This is a genomic window from Alicycliphilus denitrificans (assembly GCF_044792555.1).
Lineage (GTDB): Bacteria > Pseudomonadota > Gammaproteobacteria > Burkholderiales > Burkholderiaceae_C > Alicycliphilus > Alicycliphilus denitrificans_A.
Map to the genome: position 1 here is coordinate 1,088,366 of NZ_CP126238.1, position 15,598 is coordinate 1,103,963.

The window sequence follows — 15,598 nt, forward strand, 5'->3', positions numbered from 1 at the left end:
GCCACGGCCGGGCTGCGCCACCATCAGGTGGCGCGGCACTCACTGTTTCAAAAGTAACCTTGCTGGCGCGCGATGATGGCGGCCAACACCAAGACAGCCATCCAGACCGTCTCCACCAGCAACAGGGAAAACGGCCGCCAGCCTGCTTTGGCCAGTTGCTGGAACGAGGTCTTGATGCCCAGTGCGGCAATCGCCACCACCAAACACAGGCGCGAGATATCACTCAATCCCTTGCCGACTTCGGCCGGCACAAATCCCAGTGAGTTGATCGCTACCAGGATCACAAACACCCAGAGAAACCAGGGCACCAGGGGTTGCTTCTTGGCTGCGGCGTGGCCGCCATTGGCCGCAATTTCGTGCTCTGCGCGCTCGCGCTCGGTCTTGAACATGGCCGAAACCACCACCACCACCACCGCGAGCATGGAGACGCGGAATAGTTTGACGATGGTGGCGTAGTCACCGGTTGGATGGTCAATCATGTACCCTGCGCCGACCACCTGGGCTACGTCGTGGATGGTGCCACCCAGGAACAGGCCAGCCAGTTCGGGGGGTAGGTTGAGCGCACGCGCGATCAGCGGGTATACCACCATGGCCACGGTGGACAACACAGTCACAGTGACCACCACCATCAGCGTGAAACGCTCGCTTTCCTTAGTGCGCGGCAGCACCGACGAGATCGCCAGCGCGGCTGAGGCGCCGCAGATCGCCACAGAACCACCGGAGAGCACACCCTGGGCGCGATCCAGCCCCAGACGCTTGCCCAGCAGATAGCCGACCAGCAAGGTGGTGACCACCGCAACGATCACGATTGCAGCGGTCGACCAGCCCAGACCGGCGATCTGCGCGGCGGTGATGCGTGCACCCAGCAAGCCCACGCCCAGGCGCAGCACATTGCGCGAACAGAACTCGATGCCGGGCTTGGCCTTGGGGTCCGAGCTGAGGTAGTGGAACGCGACGCCGAAAAACAGTGCATAAAGCAGCTGCGGACCACCGTGGAGGGTGGAGACCAGGGTTGCGGCCATAGCCACCACAGCGGCCAGCAGTGTGCCGGGCAGCACATGCAGCACGAACTTCACTGGCTGCAGCCCGCTGGAGACGGCCGCGCTCATGCTCGAGCTCCAACGCCCGATGCACGGGTAGCTACCAGCACCGCAAGCGCACACGAGGTGATGCGTGCGGTGATCGAGTCGGAGCGGCTGGTCAGGATGATCGGTACCTTCATGCCCAGTACCAGACCCGCGCACTCGGCACCGGCCATGTAGACCAGTTGCTTGTAGATCATGTTGCCAGCCTCAAGGTCGGGCAGCAACAAAATGTCGGGGCGACCTGCGACCTCGGAAACAATGCCTTTATTGATCGCTGAAGCACTGGAGACGGCGTTGTCGTAGGCCAGCGGACCGTCGAGCACTGCGCCGGTGATCTGGCCGCGGTCGGCCATTTTGCACAGGATCGCAGCGTCCAGCGTGCTGGCGATCGCGGGGTTGATGCTCTCCACGGCGGAGAGGATGGCAACGCGCGGACGCTCGATGCCGATGGCCTGGGCGAAGTGGATGGCGTTCTGCACGATGTCGCGCTTTTCCATCAGGCCTGGCTCGATGTTGACCACGCAGTCGGTCAACACCAGCGGACGCTCCAAGCCGGGGACATCCATTACAAAGGCATGGCTGGCGCGCGAGCTGCCACGCAGGCCGGCCTCGCGCGATACGGCTGCGCCCAGCAGTTCGTCGGTGTGCAGGCTGCCCTTCATCAGGGCCGCGGCCGCGCCTTCGCGGCACAAGCTGGCCGCTTGGGCGGCGGCGGCGCGCGGGTTGTCGGCGGTGTCCACGATTTCCAGACCTGCGAGGTCCAGGCCGCCCTGGCTGGCCGCGGCCTGCATGCGCGTGCTTGGGCCGACCAGCAGTGGCGTGATCAGCCCTGCGCGGGCCGCTTCGATGGCCGCGCCGAGCGAGGCCGCGTCACAGGGGTAGGCGATGGCCACCCGCAGCGGGCCACAAGCCTTGGCGGCGTCGACCAGCGACTTCAAATGGGGGTGGGCAGGCGCTTGTGCGGCCTGCGCCGGTGCCGTGGCGGCCACCGGTGAGACGAGGGAATCAGCCATGTGGCCTCCAGGGTCGGTGCTCTGCTCACGCGATGGTCAAACCGTTGTCGCGGTGGGCAGATGTCATCAAGAAGGCGCTGCGCGGGGAAAACCAGCGCAGCGCCACGGAGTTCAAAGACGCTGCGTGATCACACGTAGTCTTTGTACTTCTCCAGGAAGCGCACCGGCTTGGACAGCGCATCGCGGCGGAACGGATCGCCGAGTTCGCGGGTGCACATGATTTCGATGACGCAGGTCTTGCGTTCGTTCATCTGCATGTCCACTGCCTTCTTGAGCGCCGGGCCCACATCTTCGAGCTTGTCAACCACGATGGCTTCGGCGCCCATGGCCTTGGCCATGCCAGACCAGCTTTCGTTTTCCAGCTCGGCGGCCACAAAGCGGCGGTTATAGAAGTCAACCTGGTTCTTCTTCTCGGCACCCCACTGGCGGTTATGGAAGACGACGGCGGTGACCGGGATGTCGTGGCGCACGGCGGTCAGGATCTCGACCATGCTCATGGCCCAGGCGCCGTCACCGGCGTAGGCGATCGCAGGGCGGTCCATGGCGGCCAGCTTGGCGCCGATGATGGTCGGCAGCGCGTAGCCGCAATTGCCGAAGCTCATCGGGGCGAAGAAGCTGCGCGGCTCTTCGAAGCGCAAGTAGCTGTTGGCCACCGAGTTGATGTTGCCGATGTCGGTGGAGACCATGACGCGCTCGGGCATGGCTTTTTCCAGCTCGCGCAGGACCTGGCGTGGGTGCAGATAGTCGCCGCCGTTGAAGGTCTTTTCCTTCTTGTTCTGCTCGATCATGTCGAGGCTGAAGGCATCCTTCTCATGCGTCCACTCGTCGAGCTCCTTTTCCCATGCGGCCTTCTCGCTGGCAATGGTCTTGGCACGCTCGGCCTTGGTGGCGTCGCAGGCCAGGGTCTTGCCGCTCAGGCGCTTGGTCAACTCGGCGGCGGTGGCTTTTGCATCGCCACAGATGCCGACGGAGATCTTCTTCACCAAACCGAGGTTGGTGTGATCGGCCTCGACCTGGATGATCTTGGCGTTCTTGGGCCAGTAGTCCATGCCGTGCTGCGGCAAGGTGCCGAATGGGCCCATGCGCGAACCCAGCGCAATCACCACGTCTGCTTGCGCGATCAGCTTCATGCCGGCCTTGGAGCCCTGGTAGCCCAATGGGCCTGCCCACAGCGGATGGCTGGCGGGGAAGGCGTCGTTGCGCAGGTAGCCGGTGACAACGGGCGCGCCCAGGCGCTCAGCCAAGGCCTTGCACTCTTCCACGGCGTTGCCCATCACCACGCCACCGCCGGCCAGAATGACCGGGAACTTGGCCGTGGCCAGCAGCTCGGCGGCGGCCTGCAGCGAAGCTTCACCACCGGGACCCCGATCGACACGCTGGGGCTTGGGAATCTCGCACTCGATCTCGCCGTAGAAATAGTCGCGCGGGATGTTGAGCTGGGTCGGGCCGTTGTCGCTCATGGCGCGGTCGAAGCAGCGGGCCGTGTACTCGGCCATGCGTTTGGGGTGGGTGACGTGGCCCTGGTACTTGGTGAATTCTTGGAACATGGGCAGCTGGTTGGCTTCCTGGAAGCCGCCCAGGCCGATGCCGGTGGTGCCGGTTTCGGGCGTGATGATCACCACCGGGCTGTGGGCCCAGTAAGCGGCAGCGATGGCTGTCACGCAGTTGCTGATGCCAGGGCCGTTCTGGCCAATGGTCACGCCATGGCGACCGGACACGCGGGCATAGCCGTCGGCCATGTGGGCGGCCCCCTGCTCATGCACCACCGGGATCAGGCGGATGCCGGCGGGAGCGAAGATGTCCATCGCGTCCATGAAGGCCGAACCCATGATGCCGAACATGTCGGTGACGCCGTTGGCGACCAGGGTTTCGACAAATGCCTCGGAAGGCGTCATCTTTTGCACGCCGCTGACGACGGTGCGGGTATCAGAGGGGGTCTTGCTCATGAGTGTCTCCTGGGCCTGGGCCTATCGACTGGGGTGAAATATGGAACATGACATTCCGTTTTTTGGAATGTGTGCGAACTTTAGGGCACTTCTGTTTCTTGGTCAATATGAATTTCATTTTTCGGAATATTTTTTGTGTTTTTTCGGAATATTGATATCATGCGTCCATGAAAAGCGTGCTCACCCCCGTCCCAACGTCCACCACCACCCCGGTCGAGATCAATGGCGACACGCCCACGATGCGCTTGTTCGCGTTGCTGGAGGTGATTGCGTCCAAAGACCAGTTTTTCTCTCTGCAAGGCCTGGCCGAGGAGACCGGCACGCCCAAGCCCACCCTGCACCGTATGCTTCAGCAACTGGAGAATGCGGGCTTACTGGAGCGTGGTGCGGACAGTCGGCAATACGGCACCGGCGTGCGCCTGCGCAAGTTGGCCGAGAACCTGCTGCTCAACGACACCTTTCATGGCGCGCGCCACGGCGTGCTGCGCGCCCTGGTCAACGAGGTTGGCGAGAGCTGCAATCTGACCGCGCTCAGCGGCAGCGAGGTGATTTACCTCGACCGTGTGGAAACTCCCGCGCCGCTGCGCTTTTATTTGCATTCGGGCTCCCGGGTGCCCGTGCACTGCTCGGCGAGCGGCAAGATATTTCTTGCGGGCATGACGCCTGCGCAACGCCAGCGGCTGTTGGCCCATTCGCCACTCGAAGCCTTCACGCCCAAGACGCTGACCGACAAGGATGCGCTGGAGGAAGAGATCAAACAGGTCAAGCGCCAGGGCTTTGCATTTGACAACGAGGAATTTCTGCCCGGCCTGCTGTGCGTGGCGGTGCTGGTTCCCAGCGACAGCGGCCGCTCCAATCTGTGTGTGGCGGTGCAAGCGCCGATCATGCGGCTTGGTCCTGACAAGGCCTTGAAACTATTGCCCGCCCTTCAACGTGCGGCCCAGGCGATCAGCCGTATCGAACGCGACGCAACTGCCCCCGTCGGCGGCAGCAGTGCAAGCGCTTGACGGGGCGTAAGCACCCCAGCCCTTTCAGGAGCCTGTCGGATTTGGAGCGTCGAAAGCCAAAGCAACTCCAGCAAGACTGGTTTTGCCGGATTTACAGCCGATGAATTGCAAGTCAGACAGGCTCCCTAGAGGGTAGCCCATCCAAATAGGAGACACACCATGACCGAACTGACCAACCTGCGACCCACCGAGATGGTGTCGGTTCGCGAAGTGTTTGGCATCGACACTGAACTCAAGGTGCCGGCCTTTGCCGAGCGCGACGAGCACGTGCCCGATGTCGATGCCAACTACCGCTTCAACCCTGCAGTCACGTTGGCCCTGCTCGCCGGATTCAGTCGCGACCGCCGTGTGATGGTGCAAGGCCTGCACGGCACCGGTAAATCGACCCATATCGAGCAGGTGGCCGCGCGGCTGAACTGGCCCTGTGTGCGCGTGAACCTCGACGGCCACGTGAGCCGGCTTGACCTTGTGGGCAAGGACGCTGTGGTATTGCGCGATGGCCAGCAGGTGACCGAGTTTCAGGAAGGGATCGTGCCCTGGTCACTGCAGCGCCCAATGGCGCTGATTTTTGATGAGTACGATGCCGGTCGTCCAGACGTGATGTTTGTGATCCAGCGTATCCTGGAGCGCGACGGCCAGCTCACGCTCCTGGACCAGAACCGCGTGCTGCGCCCAAATCCCTATTTCCGTCTGTTCGCCACCGCCAACACCGTGGGCCAGGGTAACCTCAGCGGTCTCTACCACGGCGCGCAGCGCCTAAACCACGCGCAAATCGATCGTTGGAACATTGTGGTGGCGCTCAATTATCTAGCGCGCGAAGAAGAGGTGGCTATCGTGACCGCCCGCGTGCCCGCTTACGCCGACACAGCAGGCCAGGAAATGATCAACTCCATGGTGGCGGTGGCCGAGCTCACCCGCCAGGGTTTCCGTGTCGGCGATCTGTCCACGCTGATGTCGCCGCGCACCGTGATCACCTGGGCCGAGAACGTGGAGATCTTCCACGACCCCGGGCTAGCGTTCAAACTGTCATTTGTGAACAAGTGCGACGAGTCCGAGCGCCCCATCGTGGCTGAGTATTTCCAACGTTGCTTCCATCGCGAGCTCGACGAATCGCACGCTCTGGTGGCCTGAGGCACATGCGATGACCCAGCCCCCGGCCGGCGCGGCCAGCGCTACCCGCCAGCAGCAGCGCATAGACGACCTGTGCGCGGCCTCCATCCGCGCGCTCAGCGGCGACGCCGGCCTGCACTTTCGAGGCCGCCGGCTGTACCGGGGTGACAAGGCGCTGCCTCCGTTTGCGCCCCACCTGAACCCAGCGCCGGTCACCGACGATTTCGGCTCGTTCCGTGGCGCGGCCGACGCGATGGCGCTGCGGGTGCGCCTGAGTGACGCCGAGCTGCACAAGCGCCTGCGCCCCAGCGAGCCGCTGCCGCGCATGCTGTTCGAGATGCTGGAGCAGTTCCGCGTTGAAGCGCTGGCGCCGGCCGACATGCCGGGCATGGTGCACAACCTGCGACACCGCTTCGAGGCCTGGTCGCTCGCGTTCTTCAACAGCGGCCTGACCGAAACCTCGCGCGGCATGCTGCTCTACACCGTGGCGCAAATTACCCGCTCGCGGGTCACGGCTCAGCCGGTGGTGGAGGCCAGCGAAGATGCCATCGAGGCGACCCGTATGTCGGTGGTACCCACGCTGGGCACCGCCCTGGCCGGCCTACGCCGCACGCGGCACGACCAGGCTGCCTATGCGGTGCACGCGCTGTTCATCGCGCGGACTGTCGACGACATGCTGAACGCCGGCGAGGAGGGGGATGAAGCCGACGATGCGGCCAACGAGGCCGAGGCCGACGACAAATCCGCGCTGTTCAACCTCTGGATGGACTTCGAGAGCGACGGGGAAGAGGGGTTTGTGGCCGCCAGCAGCGGCCAGAGCCGCCTGCTGAGCGAGGCGGGCGATGCCTACCGCGTGTTCACCGACGAGTTCGACACCGAGGTCGAGGCCGAAAGCCTGGTGCGTACCGCCCTGCTCGACGAATACCGCGAGCGCATGGACCAGCGCATCGCACAGCAGGCGATCCAGCAGGCGCGTCTGGCGCGCGAGCTTCAGGCCGTGCTCGCCGCGCCGCAGCGCGACGGCTGGCTGGGGGGCCAGGAAGAGGGTTACATCGACGGCCGCCAACTCAGTCGCCTGATCACTTCCCCCTCGGAGCGCCGGTTGTTCCAGCAGGAGCAGCTCACTCCGCAGTCCGACGCCGCAGTGAGTTTTCTGATCGACTGCTCTGGTTCCATGCGCCAGCACATCGAGGCAGTGGCCACGCTGGTCGATGTGATGGTGCGTGCGCTCGATCAGATCGGTGTGACCAGCGAGGTACTCGGTTTCACCACCGGCAGCTGGAGCGGCGGCCGCGTCCAGAAGGCCTGGCTGCGCGCCGGGCGCCCCGCGCACCCGGGCCGCCTGAACGAAACCTGCCATATCGTGTTCAAGGACAGCAATACCCCGTGGCGGCGTGCACGGCGCTCGATCGCCGCATTGCTCAAGGCCGATCTGTTCCGCGAAGGGGTGGACGGCGAGGCGGTGTTGTGGGCCGCGCGGCGGCTGGTAGAGCGCTGCGACGGCCGGCGCCTGCTGCTGGTGTTTTCCGACGGAAGCCCCACCGATGGCGCCACTGCGCTGGCCAACGACGCCCACTATCTCGACCACCACCTGAGCCATGTGGTGGCCCAGCTGTCGGCACAGGGCGAGGTGGAGATTTATGGCGTGGGCGTGGGCCTGGACCTGAGCCCCTACTACCGGCAGAACCGCGCCTTCGACCTGTCGAACTCGGTGAGCAACCAGGTGCTGCGCGAGATCGTGGCGATGCTCGCCGCCGGGCCGCGCCGGCGCTTCGGATAGCGCGTGCGCTGATCTGTGTTCAAAGCCGCCGCATCAGGCGGTCGGCTGCCTGTGGCATCAATGTGAACCGCTCCAACGCGAGCATCAGTGGCATTCGAGCCGCAAGCGCGTGTTCCGCCAGTGCCGCGCGGACCTCGAGCACCGGCAACCGCCGCCATCGTCACCGGACCCAGCACAGCCGGCGAAGCGGCGCAGGGCTGCCGCACCACGCGACAGGGCCTCTCAGGCTTGGCGCACAATTCTGCGCATTCACCCTGATTCACTACTTTTTTCAAAATTTACCGCCATGCTCCAGCCCCTACAAGGCGCAATGTGGAAACAGCTGCTGCAACGCAGCGCGCGCGAGAATCTGACGCTGCAAGGCCAGATACGCGAGATGCTGGTCTCGGCGATCCTGGACGGGCAACTCAAGCCGGGGGCACCTGTGCCCTCCAGCCGCGAACTGGCCACCGAGCTGGGCGTGGGCCGCATCACCGTGGTGCTGGCCTACCAGCAACTGGCCGATGAGGGCTACCTGATTTCGAGGGAACGCAAGGGCCACTTCGTGAGTTCGACCTTGCTAGGCCAGCGCATGCAAAACCGTGCTCCGGCCGACCAAGGCCACCAGGCTCCATCCATCGCCTGGGCACAGCGCCTCTACCAACAGCCCAGCGCACAGCGCAGCATCGTCAAGCCCGCCAACTGGCAAAAAAGCCCCTTCCCGTTTCTCTATGGCCAGTTTGACGAATCGCTGTTTCCTACTGCGGCCTGGCGCGAGTGCTGCCTCAAGGCGCTGAGCGTGCTCGACATTCGCGACTGGGCGCCAGATCAGATCACTCGCGACGACGAATCGCTAGTGGATCAGATCTGCACCCGCGTGCTGCCCCGGCGCGGTGTCTGGGCCACGGCGGACCAACTCATCATCACCGTGGGCGCGCAACACGCTCTCTATATGGTGGCCGACCTGCTGATGCGCGAGCAAACCCGGGTGGCAATCGAAGATCCGTGCTATCCCGATGCGCGCAACATCTTTGCCAGCCGCACCTCGCAGATCACGCCCTTGCCGGTGGACGACAACGGCCTGATCGTGGACGACCGCCTGCGCCATTTCGATTACCTCTACACCACGCCCAGTCACCAGTGCCCGACCGGCGTGACCATGCCCTTGCATCGGCGCGAAGAGCTGCTGCGCCTGGCAGATGCCGCCGATCTCGTGATCATAGAGGACGACTTCGAGAGCGAAAACAACTTCGCGGGCAACCCGATCCCGGCGCTCAAGAGCCTGGACCGCAGCGAGCGCGTGATCTACATCGGCAGCCTTTCCAAGAGCATGGCGCCGGGCCTGCGCATTGGCTACATCGTGGCTGCTCCCGCGCTGATCACCGAGTTGCGTGCGCTGCGCCGCCTCATGATCCGCCATCCCTCATCGTTCATCCAGCGCAGCCTCTCGTTGTTCATTTCTCTGGGCTACAACGATGCGCACCTCAAACGATTGGCCCAGGCGCAAAAAGAGCGCGGGACGCTGATGCTCGACGCACTGGCGCGCCATGCCCCGCAGTGCACCGTGACGCCCATGAGTGGCGGCGGTTCGTGCTGGGTGCAACTGCCCGACAACGTCCCGGCCACCGAACTGGCCGAACGCGCCGCCGAGCGTGGCGTGTTGATTGAGCCGGGCGATGTGTTCTTTCAGGCCGAACAGCCCACCGGTCACTTCGTCCGCCTGGGTTTTCAGTCGATCCGCGCGCGCGTGATCGACGAAGGCATTGCCACTTTGGCTGGGGTGATCGCCGAGATGCAAAAACGCCGTCCGCCGATGCTGATCGGCTGACGGCGCTGTGCATCGATGACCTGGGTTCAGTAGCCCATCAGCGAGGGTAGCCAGAGAGAGATCTGCGGCACAAAGGCGATCAGGAAAACCGCGATCGTGGACACCAGCACGAAGGGCAGCACTCTCACGACGATCTTTTCCACCGATTCCCCACCGATGCCCGAGGCCACGAAAAGGTTCTCTCCCAGCGGGGGCGTCATGAAACCGATCGACAGGGTACAGATCACCACGATGCCCACATGGGTTGGATCAGCGCCGGCCAGGTACATCACCGGCAGCAACACCGGCACCAGGATCAGGATGGCTGCAAGGGTTTCCATGAACATGCCGACAAACAGCAGAAACATGATTACCAGCGTCCAGATGATGTAGGGGTTGGTCGTCATGCCGAGCATGGCCTCGGCGATGTTGCTGGGAATGCGCTGTTCCACCAGCAGGCGGCCGAATGCGGTGGCCGTGAAAAGGATGAGCAGCACGCGCCCGGTGATCCAGGTGGTGGTGCGCAGCGATACCTTGATCGCGAGCCAGCTCAGTTCGCGATGGACAAACCAGCCGACGAACAAGGTATAGAAGATCGCCACGATGGCCGATTCAGTGGGGGTGAAGATGCCGGCGTAGATACCGCCGAGGATGATCACCGGCGCCAGGATGGACCAGACGCCGCGTTTCAGCGCCGCACGCAGATCGCTGCCCGACCAATTTTCAGACAGGCCCCGGTAGTTGCGCTTCTTGGAGATGAAGTAGTTCATCACCAGCAGGGCGCCAGCCATCACCAAACCAGGCATCACGCCGGCAACAAACAGCTTGGGAATGGACAGCGAAGCAAAAGTGCCAAATTTCTCCACCGCCTCGGGTGGCGGCTCCATGCCCAGTGCCGCGATGCCGAAGATCACCATCGGAATCGAGGGTGGAATGATGATGCCCAGCCCGCCAGAGGCTGCGGTCACCGCCGAGGCGTAGGCGCGATCGTATTTGCGCTTGGTCATGGCGGGGATCATCAGCATGCCCACCGCCGCGGTGGTCGCCGGCCCCGAGCCAGAGATCGCACCGAAGAACAGACAGGCCAGCACCGTCGCCACACCCAGGCCACCGGTGATGGGGCCGGCCATGGCTTCGGCGATGTCAACCAGGCGCCGGGAAATGCCAGCGGCCTCCATCAGGGCACCGGCCAGCACGAAGGCGGGCAGGGCCATCAGCGGAAAACTGCCGACCGAGTTGAACGCAATCTGCACGAGCGCGATGGGATCTTTGTCGAGCACCACATAGGCGCCCATGGCCGCGCCGCCCAGCGCCACCGTGATTGGCGCGCCCAGCAGCAGCAGCAGCAGGAATCCGCCAAACAGAATTTCGGATAAATACATGTCCATGATCTTGTCTCCGGTACGCGCTCAGTTCCGAGCCTGCGCGTCGTTGTTTTTCAGCATTTTCTTGATCTCTGCAGTTTCGGGGTCCAGCAACTCCTCGCCTCTGAACACGCTGAGGTAGATGTTCCACAGCACGCGGAGAGACATCAGGGTGAAGGCCACCGGCAGGATCATGTAGATATATTTCATAGGCACACCCAGCGTCTGCGCTTTCCAAAACAGGTTCATGCGGTTGAACACGAAGTCGTAGCTGAGCCAGACGAAATACAGGTTGAACGCCACCCAGAGCAGATCGGCCAAGGTCATCATCGTCTTGGCCAGCCAATTCGGCAGGTACTGCATGTGCACGGTGACGCGGTTGTGTGCCGACATCTTGGCTGCCACCACCGCGCCGAGGTAGGCAAACCAGACAAACATGTAGGTGGAGAGCTCTTCCGACCAGGCGATCGAGTAGCCGAAGAGCTGACGCGAGACGACCTGCGCAAACAGCAAGATCACAAATAGCGCGAGCAACCACTCGCACACCAGTGTCTCGATGTCGTTCAACCAGGCCAGTGATTTGCGCAAAGGCGTCATGGCGATTACCTCAAAAAAGGGCGCGCGCGGCACGCCGGACAGGCGCTTTCAAAAGCGCAGTACAACACAAAAATCCACAAAAAAAGGCGGCCACCGAGCGGTGGCCGCCGCCATCAGGCGATCAACGGCCCAGGGTCTTCAGGACTTTGTCGAGCTTGTCCTTGCCGCCGATGCTGGCGTAGAACTTGGGCCACACCGTTGTAGTGGCCTTGGCGATCCACTCTTTTTCGCCATCGGCCGGGTCGGTGATCTGCATGCCCTTGGCGGTCAGCTCTTTCTTGATCTTTCCTTCTGTGTCAGCCAACCACTTGTAGCTGTGCTCGGTGGCTTCAGTGCCTGCTTCCAGGATCGCTTTTTGCACATCGGCCGGCTGCTTCTTGAAGGTGGCCTCGCCCACGATGATGGGTTCGAGCGAGAACACGTAGCGGATGTTGGTGATGTACTTCTGCACTTCGCTGAACTTCATTGAGTGCACTGTGAGGTAAGGGTTGTCCTGGCCATCCACCACGCCTTGTTGCAACGCGGTGAAGGTCTCGGACCAGGCCATGGGCGTGGGGTTGATGCCCCAGGCCTGATAAGAAGCAATCATGATTTCGTTCTTGGGAACGCGGATCTTCAGGCCCTTGAGGTCGGCGATGGTCTTGATCGGTTTCTTGGAGTTGGTCAGCACACGGAAACCGGTGAAGGTCCAGCCAACGATGCGCACGCCAGCGTCGCGCACGGTGTTGGCGGTGAGCTCCTTGCCAATTTCGCCAGTCACCAGCTGTTTGGCTTCTTCGGCGCTCTGGATCACGTAGGGCAGCGTAAGCACGCCCACAGTGGGCGAGAACGGGGTGATGTTGTTGATGGCCAGGACGGAAAAGTCCAGGGTGCCGATCGAGGCGCTGTTGACCGTGGTCTCTTCGCTGCCGAGCTGGCCGTTGGGGAATAGGTCTACCTTGTGTTTGCCGCCGGTTTTGGCCTCAAAGGCTGTCTTGAACTTGCTGGCCATTTCCCACTGGGCGCTGCCCTGGGCGTCGCCCACGGCGACCTTGAAGGTGGTGGCCAGCGCACTGCCGCCAATGAAGAAAGAAGAGGCTGCCAGCAGCGATACCAGGGTGGTGGTCTTGAATACCATGATTGTCTCCATGGGTGGTTTAAATACTAAACAAACGGGTCGACTTTGGCGTCGATCTTGGTTACGGACTGTGATCAGCTTGGGCCGGCTCGGGCCTTCATGCCCGCAGCCGGCACAACAAGGGAAAAAATGCCTGAGGGCCGGGTGGGCTCAGGTCGTCAGTGCAGGACGGTCTTTGCGGAAGGCGTTCTTCACCAAAATCTTGCCGTCCTTGAAGGTGAACACATCGACCATGCGGGCTTCGATGCGCGAACCGTCGGCCTTGGTGCCCTTGAAGGTGCACTCGGACACGCCACGATCGCCCACCACAAAGTGATTGCCATCGAGCCAAGCGGCGTCGGGGAAGTTGGTCCAGGCGGCCTTGAAGCCTTCGCGGACCTCGTCGCGGCCACTGAAGGTGCGGCCCAGCAGATCTGGACCGGCCACAGCGTGGAACAGACAGTCGTCGTGCATGAAGCTCATCAGGGCCTCGATATCGTGACGGTTCCAGGCGTCGGCAAATTCGGCCAGGGTTTCTGCGGTGATGGTGTTGTGTGGCTCTGTCATCTTGTCTCCTGCTATCAGTGTCAAACTTTTCGCATGGGGCCGGGGGAACGGTGCTTGCCGCCCGTGCGACCGATTTGCGAACGGACTCTATTGTTGGACCCTGGCGGCCCGCCACTGTAGAACCAGTTCCGGCGATTCGTTAGGTCCAATGATGCGGGTTAATACTGAGGATATTTTTTTGAGGTAAACGCGAGGCGGCTGCTGGCCCCATGGATTGGTCGGAACTGGTTCTAGCCAGTGCCTGCTGCTCCTGCCTATCCTTCGTTTGAGCGTGATCCCAGGGGCATGGCTCCCAGGATCCGCGCGCTTACACCACTTGCACTGCTCGACAGCAAGGCGCACCTGCTACAAACCCTGGAGACACTTGATGACCTCGACTACCCTTGGCGGCCACGTGATGCGGCCCTACGAACCCACCTATGACCCGCTGGTGAACCCCACGCCGGGCCAGGGCACCGGTTATGCCCCCACCTACTGGGTGGCCTCGGCGGGCAACCCGCCGCCAGATGATGGCCCGATCCGTGGTGACATCAATGCCGACGTGGTTGTGATCGGTTCGGGCTCTACCGGCATGTCCACCGCGCTCTACCTGGCGCGCGAACACGGCATTGTGGCCACGGTGCTCGAAGCGGCCCAGACCTCCTGGGGCTGCTCCAGCCGCAGCGGTGGCCAGGGGCAAAACGCCAACGGCCGCCTCACCCGCTCACAGTGGATCGAGCGCTGGGGCCTGGACGTGGCCAAGAAGCTTGATGCCGAGGTCCGCATGGGTTTCGAGAACTTCCGTCAGCTCACCAAGGAGATTGAGTGCGAGGCCTACGACGGTGGTCACCTCTACATGGCACACCGCCCCAAGAAGCTCGACTACCTGCGCGAGATGACCCGCGTGCGCAATGAGGTGTTCGGCTATCGCACGCGCATGCTCACCGCGGAAGAAGTCCGCGAACAATTCTGCGACGAGCGCGAGCACGTGGGCGCGATGTTCGAAGAGGAGGGCGTGGGCATCCATCCGTTGAAATTCACCTTCGGCCTGATTCGCAAGGCACGCGAGTTGGGCGTGAAAGTGCATCCGGCCAGCCCGGTGCAAGGGTGGAAAACGGTCAACGGCGTGCACCACCTGCAGACCCCCGGCGGCGTCGTGCGCGCCAAGCGCGTGGTGGTCTGCACCGGCGGCTACACCGGTCAGAAGCTCACCCCCATACTCAAGAACAAAATCCTGCCCATCCTGTCCAACTCGGTGGTCACCCGCCCGCTGACGGACGCCGAAATGCAGGCCTGCAACTTCAAGTCCAAAACCTTCATGACGGACACGCGCACGCTGCGCTTCTACTACCGCCTGCTTGAAGGTAACCGCCTGCAACTGGGCAGCCGCAGCTCGATCACGGGTGCCGATGCCGAAGACCCGGTACACCTGAAACTTCTCACCGACGCCATCGCACGCAAGTTCCCGCCGCTGGCAGGCATTCAGATCGACCATTCCTGGTGGGGTTGGGTCGATGTGAGCCATGACATGATGCCGCGCATCACCCGCCCAGACCCGAAAGAGACCGTGTGGCACGCCCTGGGCTATGGCGGCAACGGTGTCTCCTCCTCCACCTGGGCGGGCAAGCGCATCGCCGAACGCGTGGCAGGCAAGGATGCTGGGAAAGAAGTGTTTCAGCTGCCAATCTACAACTCACCGCTGGAGTACCCCAATATCTGGAACATGGTGCGTTCGGAGGCATTTGCGCCGTTTCGCCGTTTTGGCCAATTCTTCTTGTACAAGTGGTACTGGCTGCGCGACGAGAAGATCTAAACGCACAATGCAAAAGGTGAAGACATGAGCAAGGCACTTCAGGCCATCGATTTCCAGCGGGACAGCGGCGAACACGAGGCGCGGCGTCTGCGCGATCTACCCGGTCGCGTGATCGAGGGTGATCCGCAACACGAAAGCACCGTGTTTTTCAAGGGGGCAGAGGGTGATCTCATTGCCGGGACCTGGACCAGCACACCCGGACAGTGGCATGCCTTCACCGATCGTGACGAGTTCTGCTATATCGTCTCGGGCCATGTCCGCCTGATCGGCAATGACGGCACGATTCAATCGTTCAAGACTGGGGATGCCTTTCTGATCCCCAACGGATTCAGTGGGCGCTGGGAAGTGGTCGAGACCACTACCAAGCACTTCGTCATCCGTCAATACGAAGCCGATTGACGCAAGTTGCCGGGCTGGGCCCGGGCCTGGCCCGCGCCGTTTCCACTCACTTACTC

General features: G+C 62.7%; 13 protein-coding genes. 6 read left to right on the forward strand and 7 right to left on the reverse strand.

All coding sequences use genetic code 11. The features are described from left to right. Positions 1–47: 47 nt before the first annotated feature. The 3 genes from P7644_RS05110 to xsc all read right to left on the reverse strand — a co-directional run bounded on the left by P7644_RS05110 (position 48) and on the right by xsc (position 4,044). A complete protein-coding gene (locus tag P7644_RS05110; RefSeq protein ID WP_404301992.1) occupies positions 48–1,109 on the reverse strand; it encodes a YeiH family protein in 1,062 nt (353 codons plus the stop codon). Continuing rightward, positions 1,106–2,098: a bifunctional enoyl-CoA hydratase/phosphate acetyltransferase gene (locus P7644_RS05115; RefSeq protein WP_404301993.1), complete on the reverse strand. Its 993-nt coding sequence runs from the start codon at positions 2,096–2,098 to the stop codon at positions 1,106–1,108. The genes P7644_RS05110 and P7644_RS05115 overlap by 4 nt, the downstream gene beginning before the upstream one ends. Positions 2,099–2,226: 128 nt before the next feature. Then, a complete protein-coding gene (gene xsc, locus P7644_RS05120) occupies positions 2,227–4,044 on the reverse strand; it encodes a sulfoacetaldehyde acetyltransferase (RefSeq protein ID WP_404301995.1) in 1,818 nt (605 codons plus the stop codon). Between the two features lie 167 nt (positions 4,045–4,211). On the opposite strand from xsc, the gene P7644_RS05125 reads away from it, so the two are divergent. From P7644_RS05125 to P7644_RS05140, 4 genes are all read left to right on the forward strand, one after another. Beyond that, complete coding sequence (locus tag P7644_RS05125; protein ID WP_404301996.1) at positions 4,212–5,051, forward strand: IclR family transcriptional regulator; 840 nt, start codon at positions 4,212–4,214, stop codon at positions 5,049–5,051. 159 nt (positions 5,052–5,210) lie between these two features. Beyond that, complete coding sequence (locus P7644_RS05130) at positions 5,211–6,182, forward strand: AAA family ATPase (RefSeq protein WP_404301998.1); 972 nt, start codon at positions 5,211–5,213, stop codon at positions 6,180–6,182. 10 nt (positions 6,183–6,192) lie between these two features. Further along, complete coding sequence (locus P7644_RS05135; RefSeq protein ID WP_404301999.1) at positions 6,193–7,941, forward strand: cobalt chelatase; 1,749 nt, start codon at positions 6,193–6,195, stop codon at positions 7,939–7,941. Between the two features lie 286 nt (positions 7,942–8,227). Further along, entirely contained in the window at positions 8,228–9,748 is a 1,521-nt protein-coding gene (locus tag P7644_RS05140; RefSeq protein WP_404302000.1) for a PLP-dependent aminotransferase family protein, read from the forward strand. A 26-nt stretch (positions 9,749–9,774) separates the two neighbouring features. On the opposite strand, the gene P7644_RS05145 is transcribed toward P7644_RS05140, so the two are convergent. The 4 genes from P7644_RS05145 to P7644_RS05160 all read right to left on the reverse strand — a co-directional run bounded on the left by P7644_RS05145 (position 9,775) and on the right by P7644_RS05160 (position 13,351). Beyond that, complete coding sequence (locus P7644_RS05145) at positions 9,775–11,115, reverse strand: TRAP transporter large permease (protein WP_404302002.1); 1,341 nt, start codon at positions 11,113–11,115, stop codon at positions 9,775–9,777. Between the two features lie 21 nt (positions 11,116–11,136). Then, positions 11,137–11,688 carry a TRAP transporter small permease gene (locus P7644_RS05150; RefSeq protein ID WP_404302004.1) on the reverse strand — a complete coding sequence of 184 codons (552 nt, stop codon included), beginning with the start codon at positions 11,686–11,688 and terminating at the stop codon, positions 11,137–11,139. 121 nt (positions 11,689–11,809) lie between these two features. Then, complete coding sequence (locus P7644_RS05155; protein WP_404302006.1) at positions 11,810–12,805, reverse strand: TRAP transporter substrate-binding protein; 996 nt, start codon at positions 12,803–12,805, stop codon at positions 11,810–11,812. A 150-nt stretch (positions 12,806–12,955) separates the two neighbouring features. Then, entirely contained in the window at positions 12,956–13,351 is a 396-nt protein-coding gene (locus P7644_RS05160; protein WP_404302008.1) for a nuclear transport factor 2 family protein, read from the reverse strand. 367 nt (positions 13,352–13,718) lie between these two features. Between P7644_RS05160 and P7644_RS05165 the strand changes: the two genes are divergently transcribed. Beyond that, the gene (locus P7644_RS05165) at positions 13,719–15,143 is read left to right on the forward strand and encodes an NAD(P)/FAD-dependent oxidoreductase (protein ID WP_404302009.1); all 1,425 of its coding nucleotides are present in this window, start codon (positions 13,719–13,721) and stop codon (positions 15,141–15,143) included. Positions 15,144–15,167: 24 nt separating this feature from the next. Next, positions 15,168–15,542 (forward strand): cupin domain-containing protein, encoded by a 375-nt coding sequence (locus tag P7644_RS05170; protein ID WP_404302010.1) that lies wholly within the window; start codon positions 15,168–15,170, stop codon positions 15,540–15,542. Positions 15,543–15,598 lie beyond the last annotated feature (56 nt).

Coding starts and splice junctions, on each gene's coding strand:
- P7644_RS05110 (WP_404301992.1), bottom strand. CDS start 1,109: ATGAGCGCGGCCGTCTCCAGCGGGCTGCAGCCAGTGAAGTTCGTGCTG.
- P7644_RS05115 (WP_404301993.1), bottom strand. CDS start 2,098: ATGGCTGATTCCCTCGTCTCACCGGTGGCCGCCACGGCACCGGCGCAG.
- xsc (WP_404301995.1), bottom strand. CDS start 4,044: ATGAGCAAGACCCCCTCTGATACCCGCACCGTCGTCAGCGGCGTGCAA.
- P7644_RS05125 (WP_404301996.1), top strand. CDS start 4,212: ATGAAAAGCGTGCTCACCCCCGTCCCAACGTCCACCACCACCCCGGTC.
- P7644_RS05130 (WP_404301998.1), top strand. CDS start 5,211: ATGACCGAACTGACCAACCTGCGACCCACCGAGATGGTGTCGGTTCGC.
- P7644_RS05135 (WP_404301999.1), top strand. CDS start 6,193: ATGACCCAGCCCCCGGCCGGCGCGGCCAGCGCTACCCGCCAGCAGCAG.
- P7644_RS05140 (WP_404302000.1), top strand. CDS start 8,228: ATGCTCCAGCCCCTACAAGGCGCAATGTGGAAACAGCTGCTGCAACGC.
- P7644_RS05145 (WP_404302002.1), bottom strand. CDS start 11,115: ATGGACATGTATTTATCCGAAATTCTGTTTGGCGGATTCCTGCTGCTG.
- P7644_RS05150 (WP_404302004.1), bottom strand. CDS start 11,688: ATGACGCCTTTGCGCAAATCACTGGCCTGGTTGAACGACATCGAGACA.
- P7644_RS05155 (WP_404302006.1), bottom strand. CDS start 12,805: ATGGTATTCAAGACCACCACCCTGGTATCGCTGCTGGCAGCCTCTTCT.
- P7644_RS05160 (WP_404302008.1), bottom strand. CDS start 13,351: ATGACAGAGCCACACAACACCATCACCGCAGAAACCCTGGCCGAATTT.
- P7644_RS05165 (WP_404302009.1), top strand. CDS start 13,719: ATGACCTCGACTACCCTTGGCGGCCACGTGATGCGGCCCTACGAACCC.
- P7644_RS05170 (WP_404302010.1), top strand. CDS start 15,168: ATGAGCAAGGCACTTCAGGCCATCGATTTCCAGCGGGACAGCGGCGAA.